This is a genomic window from Enterovibrio baiacu (genome assembly GCF_004120195.1).
Classification (GTDB): domain Bacteria; phylum Pseudomonadota; class Gammaproteobacteria; order Enterobacterales; family Vibrionaceae; genus Enterovibrio; species Enterovibrio baiacui.
The window spans coordinates 47,333-64,777 of the sequence record NZ_SCHN01000020.1; the positions used below are offsets into that span (position 1 = coordinate 47,333).

Annotated in this window: 18 protein-coding genes; 7 read left to right on the plus strand and 11 right to left on the minus strand. The window is 48.7% G+C overall.

The window, feature by feature from the left end; all coding sequences use genetic code 11:
• The first annotated feature begins 55 nt into the window (after positions 1-55).
• Positions 56-1,033 (plus strand): thiamine-phosphate kinase, encoded by a 978-nt coding sequence (gene thiL, locus EQP46_RS19865; RefSeq protein WP_129495291.1) that lies wholly within the window; start codon positions 56-58, stop codon positions 1,031-1,033.
• Positions 1,030-1,518: a phosphatidylglycerophosphatase A gene (gene pgpA / locus EQP46_RS19870; RefSeq protein WP_129495292.1), complete on the plus strand. Its 489-nt coding sequence runs from the start codon at positions 1,030-1,032 to the stop codon at positions 1,516-1,518. Before thiL ends, pgpA begins: the two co-directional genes overlap by 4 nt.
• A gap of 128 nt (positions 1,519-1,646) precedes the next feature.
• Here the strand turns inward: pgpA and dxs are convergent, their stop codons facing one another.
• The 3 genes from dxs to xseB are packed head-to-tail and all read right to left on the minus strand — an operon-like array spanning position 1,647 to position 4,679.
• Entirely contained in the window at positions 1,647-3,512 is a 1,866-nt protein-coding gene (gene dxs, locus EQP46_RS19875; RefSeq protein WP_129495293.1) for a 1-deoxy-D-xylulose-5-phosphate synthase, read from the minus strand.
• A 29-nt stretch (positions 3,513-3,541) separates the two neighbouring features.
• Positions 3,542-4,441: a (2E,6E)-farnesyl diphosphate synthase gene (gene ispA, locus EQP46_RS19880; RefSeq protein WP_129495294.1), complete on the minus strand. Its 900-nt coding sequence runs from the start codon at positions 4,439-4,441 to the stop codon at positions 3,542-3,544.
• Positions 4,434-4,679 (minus strand): exodeoxyribonuclease VII small subunit, encoded by a 246-nt coding sequence (gene xseB, locus EQP46_RS19885; RefSeq protein WP_102318429.1) that lies wholly within the window; start codon positions 4,677-4,679, stop codon positions 4,434-4,436. Before xseB ends, ispA begins: the two co-directional genes overlap by 8 nt.
• Positions 4,680-4,894: 215 nt before the next feature.
• Between xseB and pomA the strand changes: the two genes are divergently transcribed.
• The 3 genes from pomA (at position 4,895) to thiI (ending at position 8,186) form a co-directional block, all read left to right on the plus strand.
• The gene (gene pomA, locus EQP46_RS19890) at positions 4,895-5,656 is read left to right on the plus strand and encodes a flagellar motor protein PomA (protein WP_129495295.1); all 762 of its coding nucleotides are present in this window, start codon (positions 4,895-4,897) and stop codon (positions 5,654-5,656) included.
• Positions 5,657-5,666: 10 nt separating this feature from the next.
• Positions 5,667-6,596, plus strand: a complete 930-nt coding sequence (locus tag EQP46_RS19895) for a flagellar motor protein MotB (RefSeq protein WP_129495296.1) — start codon at positions 5,667-5,669, stop codon at positions 6,594-6,596.
• 141 nt (positions 6,597-6,737) lie between these two features.
• On the plus strand, positions 6,738-8,186 hold the full coding sequence (thiI, locus tag EQP46_RS19900) for a tRNA uracil 4-sulfurtransferase ThiI (RefSeq protein WP_129495297.1): 1,449 nt from the start codon (positions 6,738-6,740) through the stop codon (positions 8,184-8,186).
• A 151-nt stretch (positions 8,187-8,337) separates the two neighbouring features.
• Here the strand turns inward: thiI and EQP46_RS19905 are convergent, their stop codons facing one another.
• The 8 genes from EQP46_RS19905 to EQP46_RS19940 form a co-directional block, all read right to left on the minus strand.
• The gene (locus tag EQP46_RS19905) at positions 8,338-8,937 is read right to left on the minus strand and encodes a DJ-1 family glyoxalase III (protein ID WP_129495298.1); all 600 of its coding nucleotides are present in this window, start codon (positions 8,935-8,937) and stop codon (positions 8,338-8,340) included.
• Positions 8,924-9,814, minus strand: a complete 891-nt coding sequence (locus tag EQP46_RS19910; RefSeq protein ID WP_129495299.1) for a ketopantoate reductase family protein — start codon at positions 9,812-9,814, stop codon at positions 8,924-8,926. Before EQP46_RS19910 ends, EQP46_RS19905 begins: the two co-directional genes overlap by 14 nt.
• Before the next feature lie 156 nt (positions 9,815-9,970).
• Positions 9,971-10,756 carry an outer membrane protein OmpK gene (locus EQP46_RS19915; RefSeq protein ID WP_129495300.1) on the minus strand — a complete coding sequence of 262 codons (786 nt, stop codon included), beginning with the start codon at positions 10,754-10,756 and terminating at the stop codon, positions 9,971-9,973.
• A 262-nt stretch (positions 10,757-11,018) separates the two neighbouring features.
• Positions 11,019-12,407, minus strand: a complete 1,389-nt coding sequence (locus tag EQP46_RS19920) for an AmpG family muropeptide MFS transporter (RefSeq protein ID WP_129495301.1) — start codon at positions 12,405-12,407, stop codon at positions 11,019-11,021.
• A 48-nt stretch (positions 12,408-12,455) separates the two neighbouring features.
• Positions 12,456-12,821 carry a hypothetical protein gene (locus EQP46_RS19925; RefSeq protein WP_017011339.1) on the minus strand — a complete coding sequence of 122 codons (366 nt, stop codon included), beginning with the start codon at positions 12,819-12,821 and terminating at the stop codon, positions 12,456-12,458.
• Between the two features lie 14 nt (positions 12,822-12,835).
• On the minus strand, positions 12,836-13,405 hold the full coding sequence (locus tag EQP46_RS19930; protein ID WP_129495302.1) for a peptidylprolyl isomerase: 570 nt from the start codon (positions 13,403-13,405) through the stop codon (positions 12,836-12,838).
• Positions 13,405-13,977, minus strand: a complete 573-nt coding sequence (locus EQP46_RS19935) for a YajG family lipoprotein (RefSeq protein ID WP_129495303.1) — start codon at positions 13,975-13,977, stop codon at positions 13,405-13,407. The genes EQP46_RS19930 and EQP46_RS19935 overlap by 1 nt, the downstream gene beginning before the upstream one ends.
• Positions 13,978-14,005: 28 nt before the next feature.
• Complete coding sequence (locus EQP46_RS19940; RefSeq protein ID WP_129495304.1) at positions 14,006-15,133, minus strand: methyltransferase; 1,128 nt, start codon at positions 15,131-15,133, stop codon at positions 14,006-14,008.
• 146 nt (positions 15,134-15,279) lie between these two features.
• Here EQP46_RS19940 and bolA point away from each other — a divergent pair, with 146 nt between their 5' ends.
• Positions 15,280-15,600: a transcriptional regulator BolA gene (bolA, locus tag EQP46_RS19945; protein WP_129495305.1), complete on the plus strand. Its 321-nt coding sequence runs from the start codon at positions 15,280-15,282 to the stop codon at positions 15,598-15,600.
• Positions 15,601-16,103: 503 nt separating this feature from the next.
• Positions 16,104-17,444: a Na(+)-translocating NADH-quinone reductase subunit A gene (locus EQP46_RS19950; RefSeq protein WP_129495306.1), complete on the plus strand. Its 1,341-nt coding sequence runs from the start codon at positions 16,104-16,106 to the stop codon at positions 17,442-17,444.
• Position 17,445: the final 1 nt, after the last annotated feature.

The following is a 17,445-nucleotide window of genomic DNA, read 5'->3' on the forward strand; positions in this document are numbered from 1 at the left end:
AGGCCAGCCTCGCTGGCCTTTTTCTTATCAGCCCTCTAACGTTTGGAATGAAAGGATGTCAGGAAACGAATTTGATTTGATTCATCGATATTTCAAGGCTCAGCCCGTTGTTCGAAAAGACGTGGTACTGGGCATCGGTGATGATGCAGCCGTGATCTCTCTTCCTGAAAACAGCCAATTGGTGGTGACGACCGATTCGCTGGTCGCAGGCACCCATTTTTTGGCGGATGCCGATCCTGTCAAAGTCGCGCACAAAGCGCTGGCGTCAAATTTAAGTGACCTTGCTGCGATGGGCGCGGTGCCTGCGTGGTGTTCACTTGCTCTCACCATGCCTGAACCGAATGAAACCTGGCTCGCAGGCTTCTGTGACGGTTTCTACAAGCTTGCTGAATATTACAATGTGCAGTTAATTGGTGGAGACACCACCAAAGGCCCATTGAGCATCACTATCACGCTACAAGGTATTGTGCCCGCTGGAACGGCGATCCGTCGTGATGGCGCGAAAGCGGGTGATTGGCTGTATGTTACTGGTAACTTGGGTGACAGCGCAGCGGGGTTGGAGGTCATTCTTTCTGGCAATATGCCACGCTCTGAACTCGAAGAAACCTTGCTAAATCGCCACTACTACTCGCAACCACGTGTGTTAGCAGGGCAAGCACTGCGTGCGGTTGCCTCGTCTGCACTCGATATCTCGGACGGTTTAGTCGCTGACCTTTCCCATATCCTAAACGCCAGCAATGTGTCTGCAGTGATTGATACAGAAACGCTGCCAGTTTCAGATGCTTTGCTTGAATATACAGGCAGTGCTGAAAAAGCTGCTCAAATGGCGTTGTCTAGTGGTGAAGAATACGAATTATGCTTTACCGTGCCTGAGAGCCACCGTGGGGCGGTAGATACGGCATTGGCTCACACCAACACCCCAGTGACCTGCATCGGTCAAATTCGTCACGGAGAGGGCTTACAATTGCAATGGCAGGGGCAACCTGTGGATTGGCAGTTAGCCGGTTGGGATCATTTTCGGAGTGATGTATGAGCAACCCTATCAGTAAAATTCGACTTTCAAATCCCATCCATTTGCTAGCGACGGGCTTTGGTTCTGGGTTGTCTCCTTGGGTGCCGGGCACCATGGGCACGCTCGCTGCTGTACCTTTCTATTTGCTGATGGCATCGCAATCCATCACCTTGCTGATTATCGCCATTGTGCTGGGGTCTGCGGTGGGCATTTATCTGTGTGAGCGCACCTCGTCGGACATGGGCGTTCATGATCATGGCAGCATCGTATGGGATGAGTTTGTCGGCTTTTGGATCACCATGTTACTGGTACCAGTGACGGATTGGCAGACGGTATTAGCTGGCTTCGTGATTTTCCGTTTCTTCGACATGGTAAAACCCTGGCCGATCAGTTGGCTGGATAAGCAAGTTCATGGTGGCATTGGCATCATGCTTGATGACATTGTCGCAGGTTTAATGTCGATGGTCGCGCTATGGTCAGGACACGCGTATTTAGGTTGGTGGTAAGCCTGCCTAAAGGTGATGTGTTTACACCACTGCGCGATCTGACGATGACTAAAAATGAAAACGGCGCTGAATGCGCCGTTTTTTGATCGGGTTTAAGGCACTGTTTTCGGCCTTGTTACCTGTAACAATCAGCTGGCAAGGTAGCGGCGAATTTGCGCCTCAATGCCTTTTCCATCAATCTCTAGTTCTTGGTGAAGCTCTTGCTGCGTACCTTGATGAACAAATTTGTCTGGCAGGCCAATTTGAAGCACGGGCTTAATTTGACGAGACTTCATCAGGTATTCAATCACACCTGATCCCGCACCGCCTGCAATCGCATTTTCTTCAGCCGTCACAATCACATCATGGGTTGCCACAAGCTCATCAATCAGGGCTTCATCCAACGGCTTCACAAAGCGCATGTCGGCGACGGTCGCGTTGAGGTTTTCAGCGGCTTCCAGTGCGTAAGACAACATGGTGCCGAAGCTTAGGATTGCCACTTTTTCACCTTGGCGACGCACCACGCCTTTGCCGATGGGCAATGCGGTCATTTCTTGCGCGACGTCTGCACCCGTGCCTGTACCACGAGGGTAGCGCACAGCAGAAGGGCCTTGGTGTTTGTGGCCAGTGTAAAGCATTTGGCGACATTCGTTTTCATCGCTCGGTGCCATGATCACCATGTTCGGAATGCATCGCATAAAGCTCAGATCAAAGGCACCTTGGTGCGTTTGTCCGTCTGCACCCACAAGACCACCACGGTCGATGGCGAACATCACGGGTAAGTCCATGATAGCCACATCGTGGATCAGTTGGTCATAACCGCGTTGTAAGAAGGTCGAGTAAATCGCGACAACAGGGTGATAGCCGCCAATGGCCATGCCAGTGCCAAGTGTTACGGCGTGTTGTTCGGCGATAGCAACGTCAAAGTAGCGATCGGGGTATTCTTTTGAAAAGCGCACCATGCCAGACCCTTCGCGCATTGCGGGGGTGATGGCGAGAAGCTTTTCATCTTCCGCTGCCATGTCGCACAACCAATCGCCAAAGATTTTTGAAAAGGTTGGGCCGGATGCAGCGGCTTTTGGCAGTTTGTTCTCAGCAGGGTTGAATTTCGGCACGGCGTGGTAACCGATAGGATCTTTCTCTGCAGGCTCGTAGCCTTTGCCTTTTTTGGTCATCACATGCAGGAACTGGGGGCCTTTGAGGTTACGCATGTTCTTGATGGTTTTGACCAACTCTTCCACATCGTGTCCGTCAACAGGACCAATGTAGTTAAAACCAAGTTCTTCAAACAGGGTGCCTGGCACAACCATGCCTTTGAGGTGTTCTTCCGCGCGACGCACCAATTCTTTAATCGGTGGCGCACCAGACAGAACTTTCTTCCCGCCTTCACGGATGGAGGTGTAGAAGTTGCCTGAAAGCAATTGAGCGAGGTGGTTGTTTAATGCACCGACATTTTCAGAGATAGACATTTCGTTGTCGTTTAGCACGACCAACATGTCTGAATGCACACCACCTGCGTGGTTCATGGCTTCAAATGCCATGCCAGCAGTGATTGCGCCGTCACCGATAACACTCACGACTTTGCGGTCGCGGCCTTCTTTTTCCGCCGCAATAGCAAGCCCTAGCGCTGCGCTGATTGACGTGGAACTGTGGCCGACGGAAAGCACATCGTATTCACTTTCTTCGCGCCAAGGGAACGGGTGTAGCCCGTCTTTCTGGCGAATGGTTGACATGCGTTCACGTCGACCTGTCAGAATTTTGTGCGGATAAGCTTGGTGACCCACATCCCAAACGAGGTGGTCAAAAGGTGTGTTGTACACATAATGCAGAGCAACGGTGAGCTCAACGGTGCCTAGCCCTGACGCAAAGTGTCCACTCGAGTGGCTCACTGAGTTGAGCAGATAGGTTCGGAGCTCGCCACACAGCGTCGGCAACACATCCCGCGGAAGTGTCCGCAATTCATCAGGTGTATTTGCCAGCGCAAGCGTTGGGTATTTTGCGATATCGAGAGTCATAAATTCGTTTTGGCGCGACTTAATTGTTTTTAGTTATTGCGCTCGATGATATACCGGGCGAATAGCTCTAATTGCTGTGTATTGTAGGGGATTGCGTCTAGCGCGTGTAGTGCTTCTTTATAGAGAAGTTCTGCTTTCTCTTTTGCCCCTTCAAGGCCCAGCAGCGCAGGATACGTACTTTTGTCCGCTGCGACGTCAGAACCTTGTGGTTTTCCCAGAGTTTCAGTGTCGCTGATAATGTCGAGAATGTCGTCCTGTACTTGGAACGCCAAGCCGATCGCTTCGGAAAACTTATCGAGTTGTGGCAAGCATGCGACGCCTTTGTCGCCCGCGGCGTAAGCGCCGAGTCTTACTGCGCATCGGATCAATGCACCGGTTTTGTTTCTGTGAATCGTCTCTAGCGCTTTCAAATCAACCTGTTTGCCTTCAGCGGCAAGGTCAAGCGCTTGACCTAAACACATCCCTGCCGCACCAGACGCTGCAGCAAGTTCTTTTACCATATGAATACGGTACGCATTGCCTTGGTCACAAAGATCACCCTCAGCCAGTATGGTAAAGGCCAGAGTTTGAAGTGCATCACCCGCTAATACGGCACTCGCTTCGTCAAACGCGATGTGGCAAGTGGGCTGACCGCGACGTAAATCGTCGTCATCCATGGCGGGCAAATCATCATGGATAAGGGAATAGGCATGAATACATTCAACAGCGGACGCAGGCGTATCTAATGCCTCGTCGTCCAGACCAAAGAGTTGGCCTGTCACGTACGTTAAATAGGGGCGTACGCGTTTACCACCCAACAAGGTGCCGTGCTTCATCGCTTGGATTAAAGGCTGGTCGTGATGACCAAGAGAATCCATCCAACGTGCGAGCTGGCTATTGTTGCGTTCTTGATAATGACGAAGGGTGGTTTGCAGAGCGGTGTTACTCATCGCGGGTATCTTCGAACTGTTCCAAAGGTGCATTATCATCTTGAGCGAGAAGGATTTCTACGCGTTGTTCGGCATCGGTTAAGGTTTTTTGTCCTTGACGTGCCAGTGAGATACCGCGTTCGAATTGCTTCAGCGCCGCATCGAGCGGTAATTCACCGTTTTCGAGACCATTCACGATTGTGTCTAACTCTTTGAGTGTCTCTTCAAAGGTCATATTTTCTGGTTTCTTGGCTGCCATGATGATTCTACATTGGGGAGAATGGCGGAGAAGTTAACTCAGCGCCAGATAAGGGTCAAATCCTTGAATGAAATTATGTGTATTAAAAGGGCTTTTCTACAATTTATAAAGATGCGCTAAAACTATCGCGGCTGCTGCCGTTAAATACAGTAGCTGTTAAGATAGTTAGATAATTCGAAAGTTACTCTAGCTACACATTTTAAGGGGATCGTTCTGTGGATCTGGCGACACTTGTAGGGATGCTAGGCGCTTTTGCCTTCATCATAATGGCGATGCTACTCGGTGGTACCTTGAGCATGTTCGCCGACGTCCCGTCTGCCCTCATCGTATTCGGCGGTAGTCTTTTCGTTGTAATGATGAAATACACATTGGGGCAATTCTTTGGTGCATTCAAAATCGCGGGTAAAGCTTTTATGTTTAAAGCTGATGACCCGGAAGACTTGATTGCGAAAGTCGTTGAGATGGCTGATGCCGCACGTAAAGGTGGATTTCTTGCCTTGGAAGAGATGGAAGTGACCAACTCTTTTATGAAGAAAGGCGTCGATATGCTGGTGGATGGCCACGATGCGGAAGTGGTGAAAATGACCCTTCAAAAAGACATCGCCATGACTGACGAGCGCCATGACAGCGGTGCGCAGTTTTACAGTGCGTTGGCAGACGTTGCGCCTGCGATGGGGATGATCGGTACGCTAGTTGGTCTGGTAGCCATGCTTTCAAACATGGATGACCCAAAGGCAATCGGTCCTGCGATGGCGGTAGCACTTCTTACAACACTCTACGGTGCGATGCTGGCGAACATGGTTGCGATCCCGATCGCCGATAAACTCCGTTTACGTAAAGATCAGGAAAAGCTGAATCGACGCCTTATCATGGATGGCTTGCTGGCGATCCAAGATGGCCAGAACCCGCGCGTCATTGACGGCTATCTGAAAAACTACCTCAACGAGAAAAAACGCGCCGTTGACGTAGACGCATAAGGAGCCTGATATGGAAGAAGAATGCAAATGTCCCCCCCCAGGCCTCCCGGCTTGGATGGGTACGTTCGCGGACTTGATGTCCCTACTGATGTGTTTCTTCGTACTTCTGCTTTCGTTCTCGGAAATGGATGTACTGAAGTTTAAGCAGATCGCTGGCTCCATGAAGTTTGCGTTTGGTGTGCAAAACTTACTGGAAGTAAAAGACATCCCGAAAGGGACCAGTGTGATTGCGCAGGAGTTTCGCCCGGGTCGCCCTGAGCCAACGCCGATTGAAGTGATCATGCAACAAACCATCGACATGACGCAGCGCTCCCTCGATTTCCAAGACGGTGAATCTGACCGCGCAGGGGGGTCACAACGGGACTCTGCGAAACTTGAAGGTGGCTCGACGGCCAGTGAAGCCTCGATGCAGGAACAAGAGCAGGACGTCGAACAAATGTCGAGTACTGCTCAAATGGTGGTGCAAGCCCTCGAACGTGAAGTGGAAGAAGGGGCCGTTGAGGTTGAAAACCTCGGGCAGCAACTGGTTATCCGCATTCGAGAGAAAGGCGCGTTTCCTGCGGGTTCTGCGTTCTTGCAGCCGAAGTTCCGTCCGTTGGTGCGTCAGATTGCCGATTTGGTGAAAGATGTGCCGGGTGAAATCAAAGTCTCGGGGCATACCGATGATTCGCCATTGGATTCAGAACTGTATCGCTCAAACTGGGATTTGTCCGCGCAGCGTGCCGTGTCGGTGGCTCAAGAGATGGAAAAGGTGCAAGGGTTTGATCCGATGCGCATGCGTGTAGAAGGTTTGGCGGGTTCCATGCCGCGCGCGCCAAATGATTCGCCCGCGAATCGCGCGCTCAACCGTCGTGTGGAAATCTCGATTATGCAAGGCAAACCGCGTGAGTCTGAAGAGTTGTCAGCAGATGCACCGGTAGAGGCGATTCAGGAAAACTGATCGCGCTCTAAGCGAGAATAATGGGCACCTATAAAGAAAGCAGCGCATCGTCGCTGCTTTTTCGTTCGTGTTGGGTTATTTCGAATACGTTATGCTTGATGTATAATCCGCGCCTTTATCGTAGCTCTAGCGAAACCTGTTATGAAATTTATCGTAAAAATTCACCCAGAGGTGATGGTCAAAAGTGAATCTGTACGGAAGCGCTTCACGAAAATTCTGGAAACTAACATCCGAAATATTCTTAAGCGAAAGTCTGATTCTATGGCTGTATTCAACCGCCGTGATCATATCGAGGTTTCGCTAAAAGACGATTCTGAACGCCAGATTGCGCTGGATGTGTTGACCAAAACACCGGGTATTCACCACGTTCTAGAAGTAGAGCAAACGCCATTTACGGATCTGCACAACATCTATGAAATCGTGTCTGCAACGGTGAGCCATCAGCTGGAAGGCAAATCTTTCTGTGTACGTGCAAAACGTCGTGGCAACCATGACTTTACGTCGATTGAAGTTGAGCGTTATGTGGGGGGCGGCTTGAACCAAGATGTAGAATCTGCTCGTGTACAGCTAAAGAACCCAGACATGACAGTTCACCTTGAAGTAGACAAAGAGAACGTGAACGTTGTTCGTGAACGTTTCAAAGGCTTGGGTGGATTCCCTCTTGGTACGCAAGAAGACGTGCTGAGCTTGATCTCTGGTGGCTTTGACTCCGGTGTTTCTAGCTACTTGCACATCAAACGCGGCAGCAAGGTGCACTACTGCTTCTTTAACCTTGGCGGTGCGGCACACGAAATTGGTGTTCAGCAAACGGCTTACTACTTGTGGGAGAAATTCGGTTCTTCTGCAAAAGTGAAGTTTATCTCTATCGACTTCGAACCGGTTGTTGCTGAAATCCTTGAGAACGTTGAAGACGGCCAAATGGGCGTGATCCTCAAGCGTATGTTCATGCGTGCAGCCTCGAAAGTGGCAGACAAGTTTAACATTCAAGCGTTGATCACGGGTGAAGCGTTAGGCCAAGTATCAAGCCAGACACTGACTAACCTTCGAATGATTGATAACGTAACAGATTCTTTGATTCTTCGTCCTTTGATTAACTGGGATAAAGAAGACATCATCAATCTTGCACGTGATATCGGTACTGAAGATTTCGCGAAAACCATGCCGGAATACTGTGGTGTGATTTCTCGTAAACCCACCATCAAAGCTGAAAAAGAAAAACTGGAAGCGGAAGAAGCGAAGTTTAACTTTGATGTGCTTGATAAAGTGGTTTACGACGCACGCATTATCGACATTCGTGATATCGAAAAGATCAGCAAAGAAAAAGCCCCAGAAGTTGAGCTGGTGGATGATATTGCATCAGGTGCTGTGGTGCTTGATATTCGCAGCCCTGAAGAAGAAGACGGTAACCCGCTAGAAATCGATGGCGCAGACGTAATGCACATTCCTTTCTTCAAACTCGCCACCAAGTTTGGCGATTTGGATCAGAGCAAAACGTACCTGCTGTACTGTGATCGTGGTGTCATGAGTCGCCTTCAAGCGCTGTACTTGCAAGAGAATGGCTTCACAAACGTGAAAGTGTATCGCCCGTAATGGCTGCGCTGCCATAAATGAGCCATAAAAAAAACCGACCATGCGTCGGTTTTTTCTTGCTTAGAGAGGCGAAGGTTCAGTTATATTTTCTCGCTTCTCGCTTCTCGCTTCTCGCTTCTCGCTTCTCGCTTCTCGCTTCTCGCTTCTCGCTTCAGGCGAACTTCTGCTCATAGTGAAGATTAGGAATGATCACCATTGGGCCAACCACTTCAGCCGCTTTTTCCTTTCCGGCTAAGACATAGACAATCTCAATCGCAAACTCTAGAGCAGTGCCGGGCCCTTGGCTGGAAATCAGTTTGTGGTCACGGTCAGTGAAAACGCGCTTTGTATTGCGCTTGTCTTCGGCAATTTGCTCAACAAAGGCAGGGTGGCATGACTTGTATGCATCGGGATAAAGGCCGTTTTTCTCCAATACCAATGCGGGAGCGGCACAGATAGCGGCAACCCATTTTTGATCGCATTGTTGCTGGCGAAGCATTTCAATCACTAACGCACTCTCACCCAAACACGTTGCACCTTCGACACCGCCAGGGATGACGATACAGTCGTATTCCTCGTCGGCAACTTTCACCAAAGGTGCGTCTGCAATGAGCCTTACACTGCGTGAACAGGTGAGTTCGAGTTCGCCATTCGGTGCAGCGCTTGCTGTGGTCACGTTGAATCCTGCGCGTACCATGACATCAATGACGGTCACGGCTTCCATTTCTTCGGTGCCCGGCGCGAGGCACACTAAAACACTAGGGGTGGTCATAGGATTGCTCCAAGTTCTTAATTGCTAGGTATAGCGACTGATTTTCAGGCGTGGCAATACTATGGCGACTTGCGCAATGAATCAAATAGCCTGTAATGGCCTCGATTTCGGATGGGCGTTTGTAAAACACATCACGGTTCATCGAGGAATAGTTTGTCGCTGTCGCATTCGCTACTGAGAGGGCACGTTGCAGCACGGTGTCGCTGTCAGTATCTATGCCTTCTGCTTGCATGACGAGGGCAATCTCGCTGGCAAGTTGGTGCAGCTGGTCACTGTATTCGGGTTTGGTGAGTTCACCGTTTTGAATCTGAAAGATCCCCGTTAACGGGTTGATCATGCAATTGATCGCGAGCTTCTGCCACAATGCCTGTTCGATCTTGCTTTCCCACTTGCAAGGGGGGAGGGCGTGGTTCAGCACCTCAGCTAAGAAATCACAGCGCTTGCCGCTTGGGTTAATACCGCCTAGCCGTGTTTCACCAATGCCCGTGTGTCGAACGGTGGTTTCCGACAGCAACAAACTTGCTTGAGAGGTGGTCGCGAGTAACAAGGGGATGCTACCTAGTTTTTCCACGGCGCTTTGCGCGGTGCCCATGCCGTTGTGCATGAGAATGACGGGCGTGTCTTGGTGAAGGTATGGCAACAAGCTGTTTAGTGCTGTATCGACCTGAAAAGCTTTGACGCAGACGAGGATGCAATCACTATCGGCAAGTAAGTTGGCATTGTTGGCAGGAAAGTGTTGCTCTGTGAGCGACTCAAAGCCTCGCGTTAAAGATACCTGTTCTGCCCGTGTCCAGAAGTGAACATGGTGGCCTGCGTCTTGGAGCTTTAGTCCCCACAGCGTGCCCACAGCACCTGCACCGACGAGCGTGAAATGCATGATGTATCCTTTCTGTTTCCAATCTTTAGAAGAATACCACCGATCATCCTTTCGAATCACCACTGTAACAGCAAGGAATCATTCAGTTACTGCGTTCACTTTGGGCCTCAGAAAGTAAAAAAGCACCCGAAGGTGCTTTTTTCGATAATCTTGCGATTACAGGTGCATACCGATGCGGAAGATAGCTGCGTCGCCGTAGCCGTCTACACCCAGTTTGTTATAGAAGTAACGGTATGTAATGCCTGTGTAGATGGTGTCAGTGATGTCGTACCAAAGGCTTACACCACCATTGTGACCCATCTTGCCGTATTGCATGCCAGCATAGTCATCATTTCGGTCAAATTCGATTTCATGCCAGTTAGTAAGCATTAGAGGCTGACCAGCGATATCGAAGTTGTACATTGCTGTCCAACCAGCCATGTAGCCATTGAAGCCAGATGCATTGAACGAGCTTTTTAGAACTTGAGTGTCTTTATCACGAGTTTCAATCGTATCGATAGAGAGGTCATGAACACCAATAAATGGGTTGAAAGACCAACCTTCACCATTTAGACCAAGGTAACCAAAACCAAGAACACGGTTTTGTTCGTTGGTAAATGCGTTGTCTTTTAGGTCGTATACTTGGCCGTATGCAGTAATGTTATCTACAAGTTTGTAGTGAACAGTGAACTTAGCTGCTTGGCTACGAGTATCTGAACCTTGGTCTAGCTTCTCGTATTCGTAAAAACCGTAAACTTGGCCCCAATCAAAGCCAGCACCAGCTTCCGCACCGATAGTAACGTGCTTGTCGCGGTTATTTTCTACGCCACCGAAGTGGTCATCGCCGTTGGTCCACTTCAAGTAGTCTGCATATACGTTTGCAAAACCATAATGATATTCAGCTTGTGCTGGTACAGCTGCCGCTGACGCCAGAACGGCAAGTGCTACTACTGATTTACGCATCTTAAGTTCTCTTTTACATCGCTAAGATTGGAGTGGCAAAGACACCGAATGGTAGGACCTCCGCCGTTGCGAGCGCCATTCTATGTAAAAGTTCAAAAAAGGAAATGCAATGTAACCGCAACCGTTTGCGTATTGTGATGCAGATCTCTATGTAACGGATTACATATGAGATTAAAGTCTCAATATTTGACGTGTGTTTTGTATTTGAGGGGGCTTAGGCGTGTTACCCGTGACGAATGCCACGGGTTCAACAGATTTTAGGTTATTTCTGTAACTCAGCGAGGCGTTTGAAGTGGTGACGAAGCCCCACAATCATCGCAAGGCTTGGCAATACCATCAGCGTTGTAATGATGAAGAACAGCGACCAAGGGTTCAGCCAGTCAATGCCATTCAACCATTCAAAGCTCTCTATCCAATCCACCATGGAGCCGCTGAAAGACGACAGCGTCGTTCTTCCAAGGTTTCCAAGGGACGCCAGCAACGCATATTGCGTGGCAGAGAAAGCGCGTCCTGTTAGGAAGGTGAGGAAAGAGACAAACGCGATGGTGGCAAATGCACTGGTGAAGTTATCAACCAGTATCGTTGCAAGGAAAAGATCTTTGTTCGGACCAAGTTGCGCCATGAGCGCGAACATTAAGTTACTGCTGGCCATGGCGACACCGCCAATCAGAAGACCTTTGACCACGCCGAATCGGACATTGACGGCGCTGCCAATCAAGGTGAATACAACCGTGGCTCCCCAGCCGATGAGTTTGGAGTAGTTGCCAATGTCTTCGTTGCTAAATCCAATCTCTTTGTAGAACACGATCGACATGCGCCCGAGGAAGGCCTCTCCGATTTTAAAGAGAAAGACAAAGAGCAGAAGGGTCAGTGCAACCTGCACGCCATTGCGTCGGAAAAACTCAGCGAAGGGCTCAACAATGGTGACGGAAAACCAAACCATAATGCTGCTTTCGCCTTGGTTGAGGCGCTTGGCATAACGAGACTCTGCCTCCGCTTGAAGCTTTTCTCGATTGGTATTGGGTTCGCCAACGAACAAGGTGAAAAGGATCAATAACCCCACAAACGCAGCCATGCCGTAATACACGCCATTCCAGCCAATGCTATCGGCATTGATAAAGGCGAAATAGCCCGGAAGGCTGTATCCCGTCCACCACCCTATGACCGCCATAGCAGCGGCCTGTGGCAGTTTGTTTTTTTCCTGCTCTTGGAAGCTATCGATCCGGAAGGCATCAATGGCAATGTCTTGAGTGGATGACGCAAGCGCGATCGTGAAAGCAAGGGTGGTGGTTAGCCAAAGGTTAAACGATGGATCGGTATTGGCAATGCTCAGGGTACAGATCAGCATGATGACCTGCATGAGCAAGATCCAGCTGCGTCGTTGACCTAAATGTTTGTGCAGGACTGGCAGTTTTACGCGGTCAATCAGCGGTGCCCACATCCAGTTGATGGCATAGACGGCAAACACTGATCCGAACAATCCGATGGCTGTGCGTGTAAGCCCAGCATCTTTCAGCCAACCAGACATGTTGGAGCCGATTAACAGCCAAGGAAAGCCGCTGGCACAACCGAGAAGAAAGACCCAAAGTAGGCGTCTATCAAGGTAGCTAGTGAGTGTCTCTCGCCATGTTTGCGCGGGATCGTGGGACATGAAAGACGTCCTTGTGAGTAACAGAGAATATCACCATGCTACCGTGCTTCAAGGTCGAATGCCACGAGCAAAATCGGGGACTTTTCCTTTGTTGATCAGATAACAAGCGCACTCTTGCACACGTTGCTTCACGAAGCGATTGCCTCTCAGCTCATGCTCTTGTCGAGATTCGATGAGGTAAATGAGGTACCAGTAAACCGATTCGTACTGATCCTCAGGGGGGCCGCTGGGCAGGGACAGTTGCCACCAGTCCAAAAACTGCTGCTTTACCGACTCTTTTAATTCGTCGTAATCAGATTGACGAATAATAAAGCGCACGACCTCAGCAGCAAACGCTGGCGCATATTGTCGAATATGTTCGCCAGCTGCCTGCTTGTCGTTGTTTTCCGGATTGTCGGCAACGAGTTTTAGCATGTCTCCAAGGCCTATTACTTAGTGGTAATCGTCATTTTCTCGATAAGTATAGGCTGCTGTGGAACATCACGCATACGCGCTTCTGGGATAGTGACGGTTTTCGCGCTCGCGATTTTTTCAACCGTTGTAAACCCTTGAATAACCTTGCCAAAGACGGTGTAGCCAAATTTGTAATCTGTCCCGTCTAGGTTGCTGTTATTTTGTAGGTTGATGTAGAACTGACGTGTTGCAGAATCTGGGTCTGAGGTACGTGCCATTGCAATTGTGCCGCGGCTATTGCTCAAACCGTTTTTCGATTCATTGACCACTTCTTCATAGCTCGGTCTGCGCTCAAATGACTTGTCGAAACCACCACCTTGCACAACAAACCCTTGGATTACACGGTGGAATTGCGTGCCGACATAGCTACCGTCTTCAACGTATCTCAGAAAGTTGGCCACTGTTTTAGGGGCTTTATCTGGGTAGAGTTCAAGCGTGAAATTACCGTCAGTCGTCGTGACATTGACCACGGGGTTGGCTGCCCACGCTGATAGCGAGGCAAGCATGAATACAGCGGTCAGTGCCGCTTTGAAAACGTTTTTCATTAGAAGTTCTCGTTCATAAAGGTGGCAAGTTGCTTGTCACGGGAAATGTCTTGAAGCACGGCTTCTAACAAGGTGTTCAACGCAATTTCCATGTCTTCCACCGATGCGCTGGTTGCGCCTTCCATGGTGGATTTACCTGTGTAGCGTTTCACAAACTTATTATCGCTTGTCTCTGCCACGAGTTGGATCTGTACATTGGTTTGCATGGTGTGAGAAAACACAGAGTGTTCAACTTTTACCAATGCGTCCAGCACGTCTAAACGCACTTTGCCTTTGCTGTCGGTAGCAACGCGGTAGCCTTGTGAATTGAATTGGCGAGTAAGCGCGTCTTCAAGCACGATGCGTACGTTAGAGGTTGCATGGATCGGCTGAACATTTTTACGGCCGTTATCAACAACAGCAACAAATTGGGCAGTACGTAAGTCGCGACTTTCTACCATCACCGTCTTACCCTGAACAGCAGGAACCGACGAGATCGTTGGTTGAGGAGCGACGGTAAGTTGCGGTTCTTTGGGCGTAGAGCAAGCGCTCAAACCTAAAACGAGACCAGATATCAGTAGAATTTTTTTCATGTGTTAACACATCCCTTTAGCGTCTGACTTATTTAGAAGCTTCGACAATAACAAACTTACTGTTGGAGGCAATGATCTCTGCATTGCCAAAAAGACGTTTCAATTTAGCATGATAGCCGAGGTGACGGTTTCCTATCACGACAATGCGTCCCTTCGGTTCTAGAACTCGCTTAGCGTCACAAAACATTTGCCAAGCGATATGATCAGTCACTGCATGTTGTTGGTGAAACGGAGGATTACAAAGTACCAGATCGGCACTGTTTTCTTCGAATTCATCAAGACAGTTGTTGGCACGACACTCGAACCGAGAGGGATCAATACCATGGGCGACTAAATTGTGTCTTGCTGAGGCGATCGCCATGTGACTTTCGTCCACAGCTGTTACGTTGGCTTGGGGGTTCAATTTCGCGGATTGGATCGCCAGAACGCCGTTTCCACAGCCTAAATCGATAATGTGTTTTATGTCTTCGCTACGCGGAAGATGCTTGAGCATTAAATAAGCAGCAATATCGAGGCTTTCAGATGAAAACACATTCGCGTGGTTTGATAGCGTAAGCTGGTATTCAGGCACATCAAACGAGGTCATTGCGTTTGGCAAGGCTTCGAGTTGAATGTGCTTTTCACAAAAAATCAGACGTGCTTTCTTCTTCGCCAACGACGTGTGGGTTTCACCCAAGTGTTTTTCAAACAGTTTGAGTGTTGAGGTGTGCACATCTTTCGCTTTTGCGCCAAAAACCACAGAAGGTGATTTGCCGCTCAATTGCGCGATTTGTTGCAATTGCCACACCAAGAGTCGATTGTTTTTTGGCAGTTTTGCAACCACGATATCAACATCAAAAGAGAGTGTGTCCAGTGATGTCAGCAATGTTGCACCGTGGAGGTCATTTTCTTCCATATTCTTTTCTATGCTCTGTTGTGAGAGCAGAGAATCGTTTACAGCTGTAACGTTAAATTGCTGCGCGAGGGCCCAACAAGTGAGGGCACCAAAGCCATCATTGAGGATCAGTACGCGAGATTGCGGGGGCAGCGCGAGGCCTTTAACATGCTCAATTAAATATTCGTCCGCGGCATCCCATGCTTGCAGAGTTTCGTTCTTTTGGATTGGATAGCGTCGTAGCGCTAAAGCGAGGCTTTCAATTTGCAAAGTGGTTTTCATTCAAAGATGCCAGCGAAGCGAGAAAAAGAGTGGGATTGATGGCGTATATTGTCGCAGATGATGCAAATACTGCAATCCTCTTCGCTTCTGCCTATCATTAGACGGGACGCGATGATGTTTCAAAAAGATAAGGGCTATAACGAACAATGGTTGTACAGCAAAGAATCGAACAAAAACTGGCCGCAGCATTTTCTCCTGTGTTTTTAGATGTGATCAATGAAAGTCACATGCACAATGTTCCAGCAGGATCAGAAAGCCATTTCAAAGTAACGGTTGTTACGCAGGGCTTTGAAGGGAAACGATTACTGGCAAGACACCGTTCGGTTAACCAAGCACTCGCGGATGAGTTGAAAAATGATATCCATGCTTTGGCAATTCATACATATACTGAAAGCGAGTGGCACGAATTAAATGGGCAATCCCCAGTTTCTCCTCCATGCCACGGCGGGTCAAAACTAGACCAGTAAGATTGAACAATATTCAAGGCTGTTAGCATAAACGGCCTTTTTATTGGTAAAAGTAAAAAATGCATAACGCGCAGTTAACAACTTGAATGAAAAATTCTGCGAAGTGAAATGTAAGTGAGCAAATGTTAAAGATTTACGTGTCGACGAAACACGATATGCATGCATAAACATTTTTACAGTTTGTTACGCTTGTAACACTCTTTAAACAACGTTTTTGCATGCCGATTTGTGCACTTGCTCATACTTATCAATCAGAATTGGCGATAGTTTGCTCAGTTGCCGAAAATTCAAGGTGTATCACGGTGATTGCCGTGGAATAGCGACTTTGGTTGATGGTAGAATCCACCGCTTGAAAACTAGCCCGACGCTGAAAAATGTTGCGGGTTAGTCATTTGGAAGTTGCGAAGGTTGAATGATTTCGTTGTTCAGCCAGACAGTGGAAAGTCGTGTATTAACTGCGCAATAACAGAATTCTTTTTCCCGTTAATGTAGTGCAAGTGCGTATGATTACAATAAAAAAGGGTTTGGATATCCCCATTTCAGGGACTCCTACTCAGGTGATTAATGATGGCCCAGCCATCAAAAAAGTCGCCTTGCTTGGCGAAGAGTACGTTGGCATGCGTCCAACAATGCATGTTCGCGTTGGAGATGTAGTAAAGAAAGGTCAGATTCTTTTTGAAGACAAAAAGAACGCTGGCGTTAAATTTACTGCACCTGCAGCAGGTACTGTGGTTGAAGTAAACCGCGGTGCGAAACGTGTTCTTCAGTCGGTTGTCATTGAAGTAGAAGGCAACGAGCAAGTCACTTTCAATAAGTACGAAGCCTCTGAAATTGCAGGCCTAGATCGTCAAGTTGTTGTAGAACAGCTTGTTGAGTCTGGTGCTTGGACAGCGCTTCGAACCCGTCCATTCAGCAAAAGCCCGGCAGTAGATGCGAAGGCTGCAGCTGTATTCGTTACAGCAATTGATACTAACCCTTTGGCTGCAAATCCAGAGCAAATTATCAATGAGCAGCAAGAAGCATTCGTTGCTGGTTTGGATGTTCTTTCACGTCTAACTGACAATAAAGTGTTCGTATGTAAAGGTGAGTCAAGCCTTCCACGTAGTTCACAATCAAATGTCGAAGAGCACGTGTTCAACGGTCCTCACCCAGCAGGTTTGGTTGGTACTCACATCCATTTCCTTCGCCCTGCAGGCTTGGAAGCGCAAGTTTGGCACCTGAACTACCAAGACGTTATTGCGTTCGGTAAACTTTTCCTAACCGGTGAAATTTACACTGACCGCGTAATCTCTTTGGCAGGCCCTGTGGTAAACAACCCTCGCCTAATTCGCACACAAGCCGGTGCGTCAATCAATGATCTTACTGACAATGAATTGATGCCTGGAGAAATCCGTCTCATTTCTGGTTCCGTACTAAGCGGTACAGAAGCTGGCGGTGTTCATGGTTATCTTGGTCGCTTCCACCTACAGGTGAGTGCGCTTCGAGAAGGCCGTGAGAAAGAACTGTTTGGTTGGATTGTTCCAGGCAAAAACAAGTTCTCTGTAACCCGTGCGTTCCTGAGCCAGTTCTTCAAAGGCCAGCTGTTCAACATGACAACCACTACCAATGGTAGTGAGCGTTCAATGGTGCCAATTGGTAACTACGAACGTGTTATGCCTCTGGACATTGAGCCAACCATGTTACTTCGAGACATCTGTGCAGGTGATTTGGACAGCATGGTTCAGTTAGGTGCATTGGAACTTGATTCAGAAGATTTAGCTCTGTGTACCTTTGTTTGCCCTGGCAAATACGATTTTGGCCCGATGCTTCGCGAGTGCCTTGATCAAATTGAGAAGGAAGGGTAAC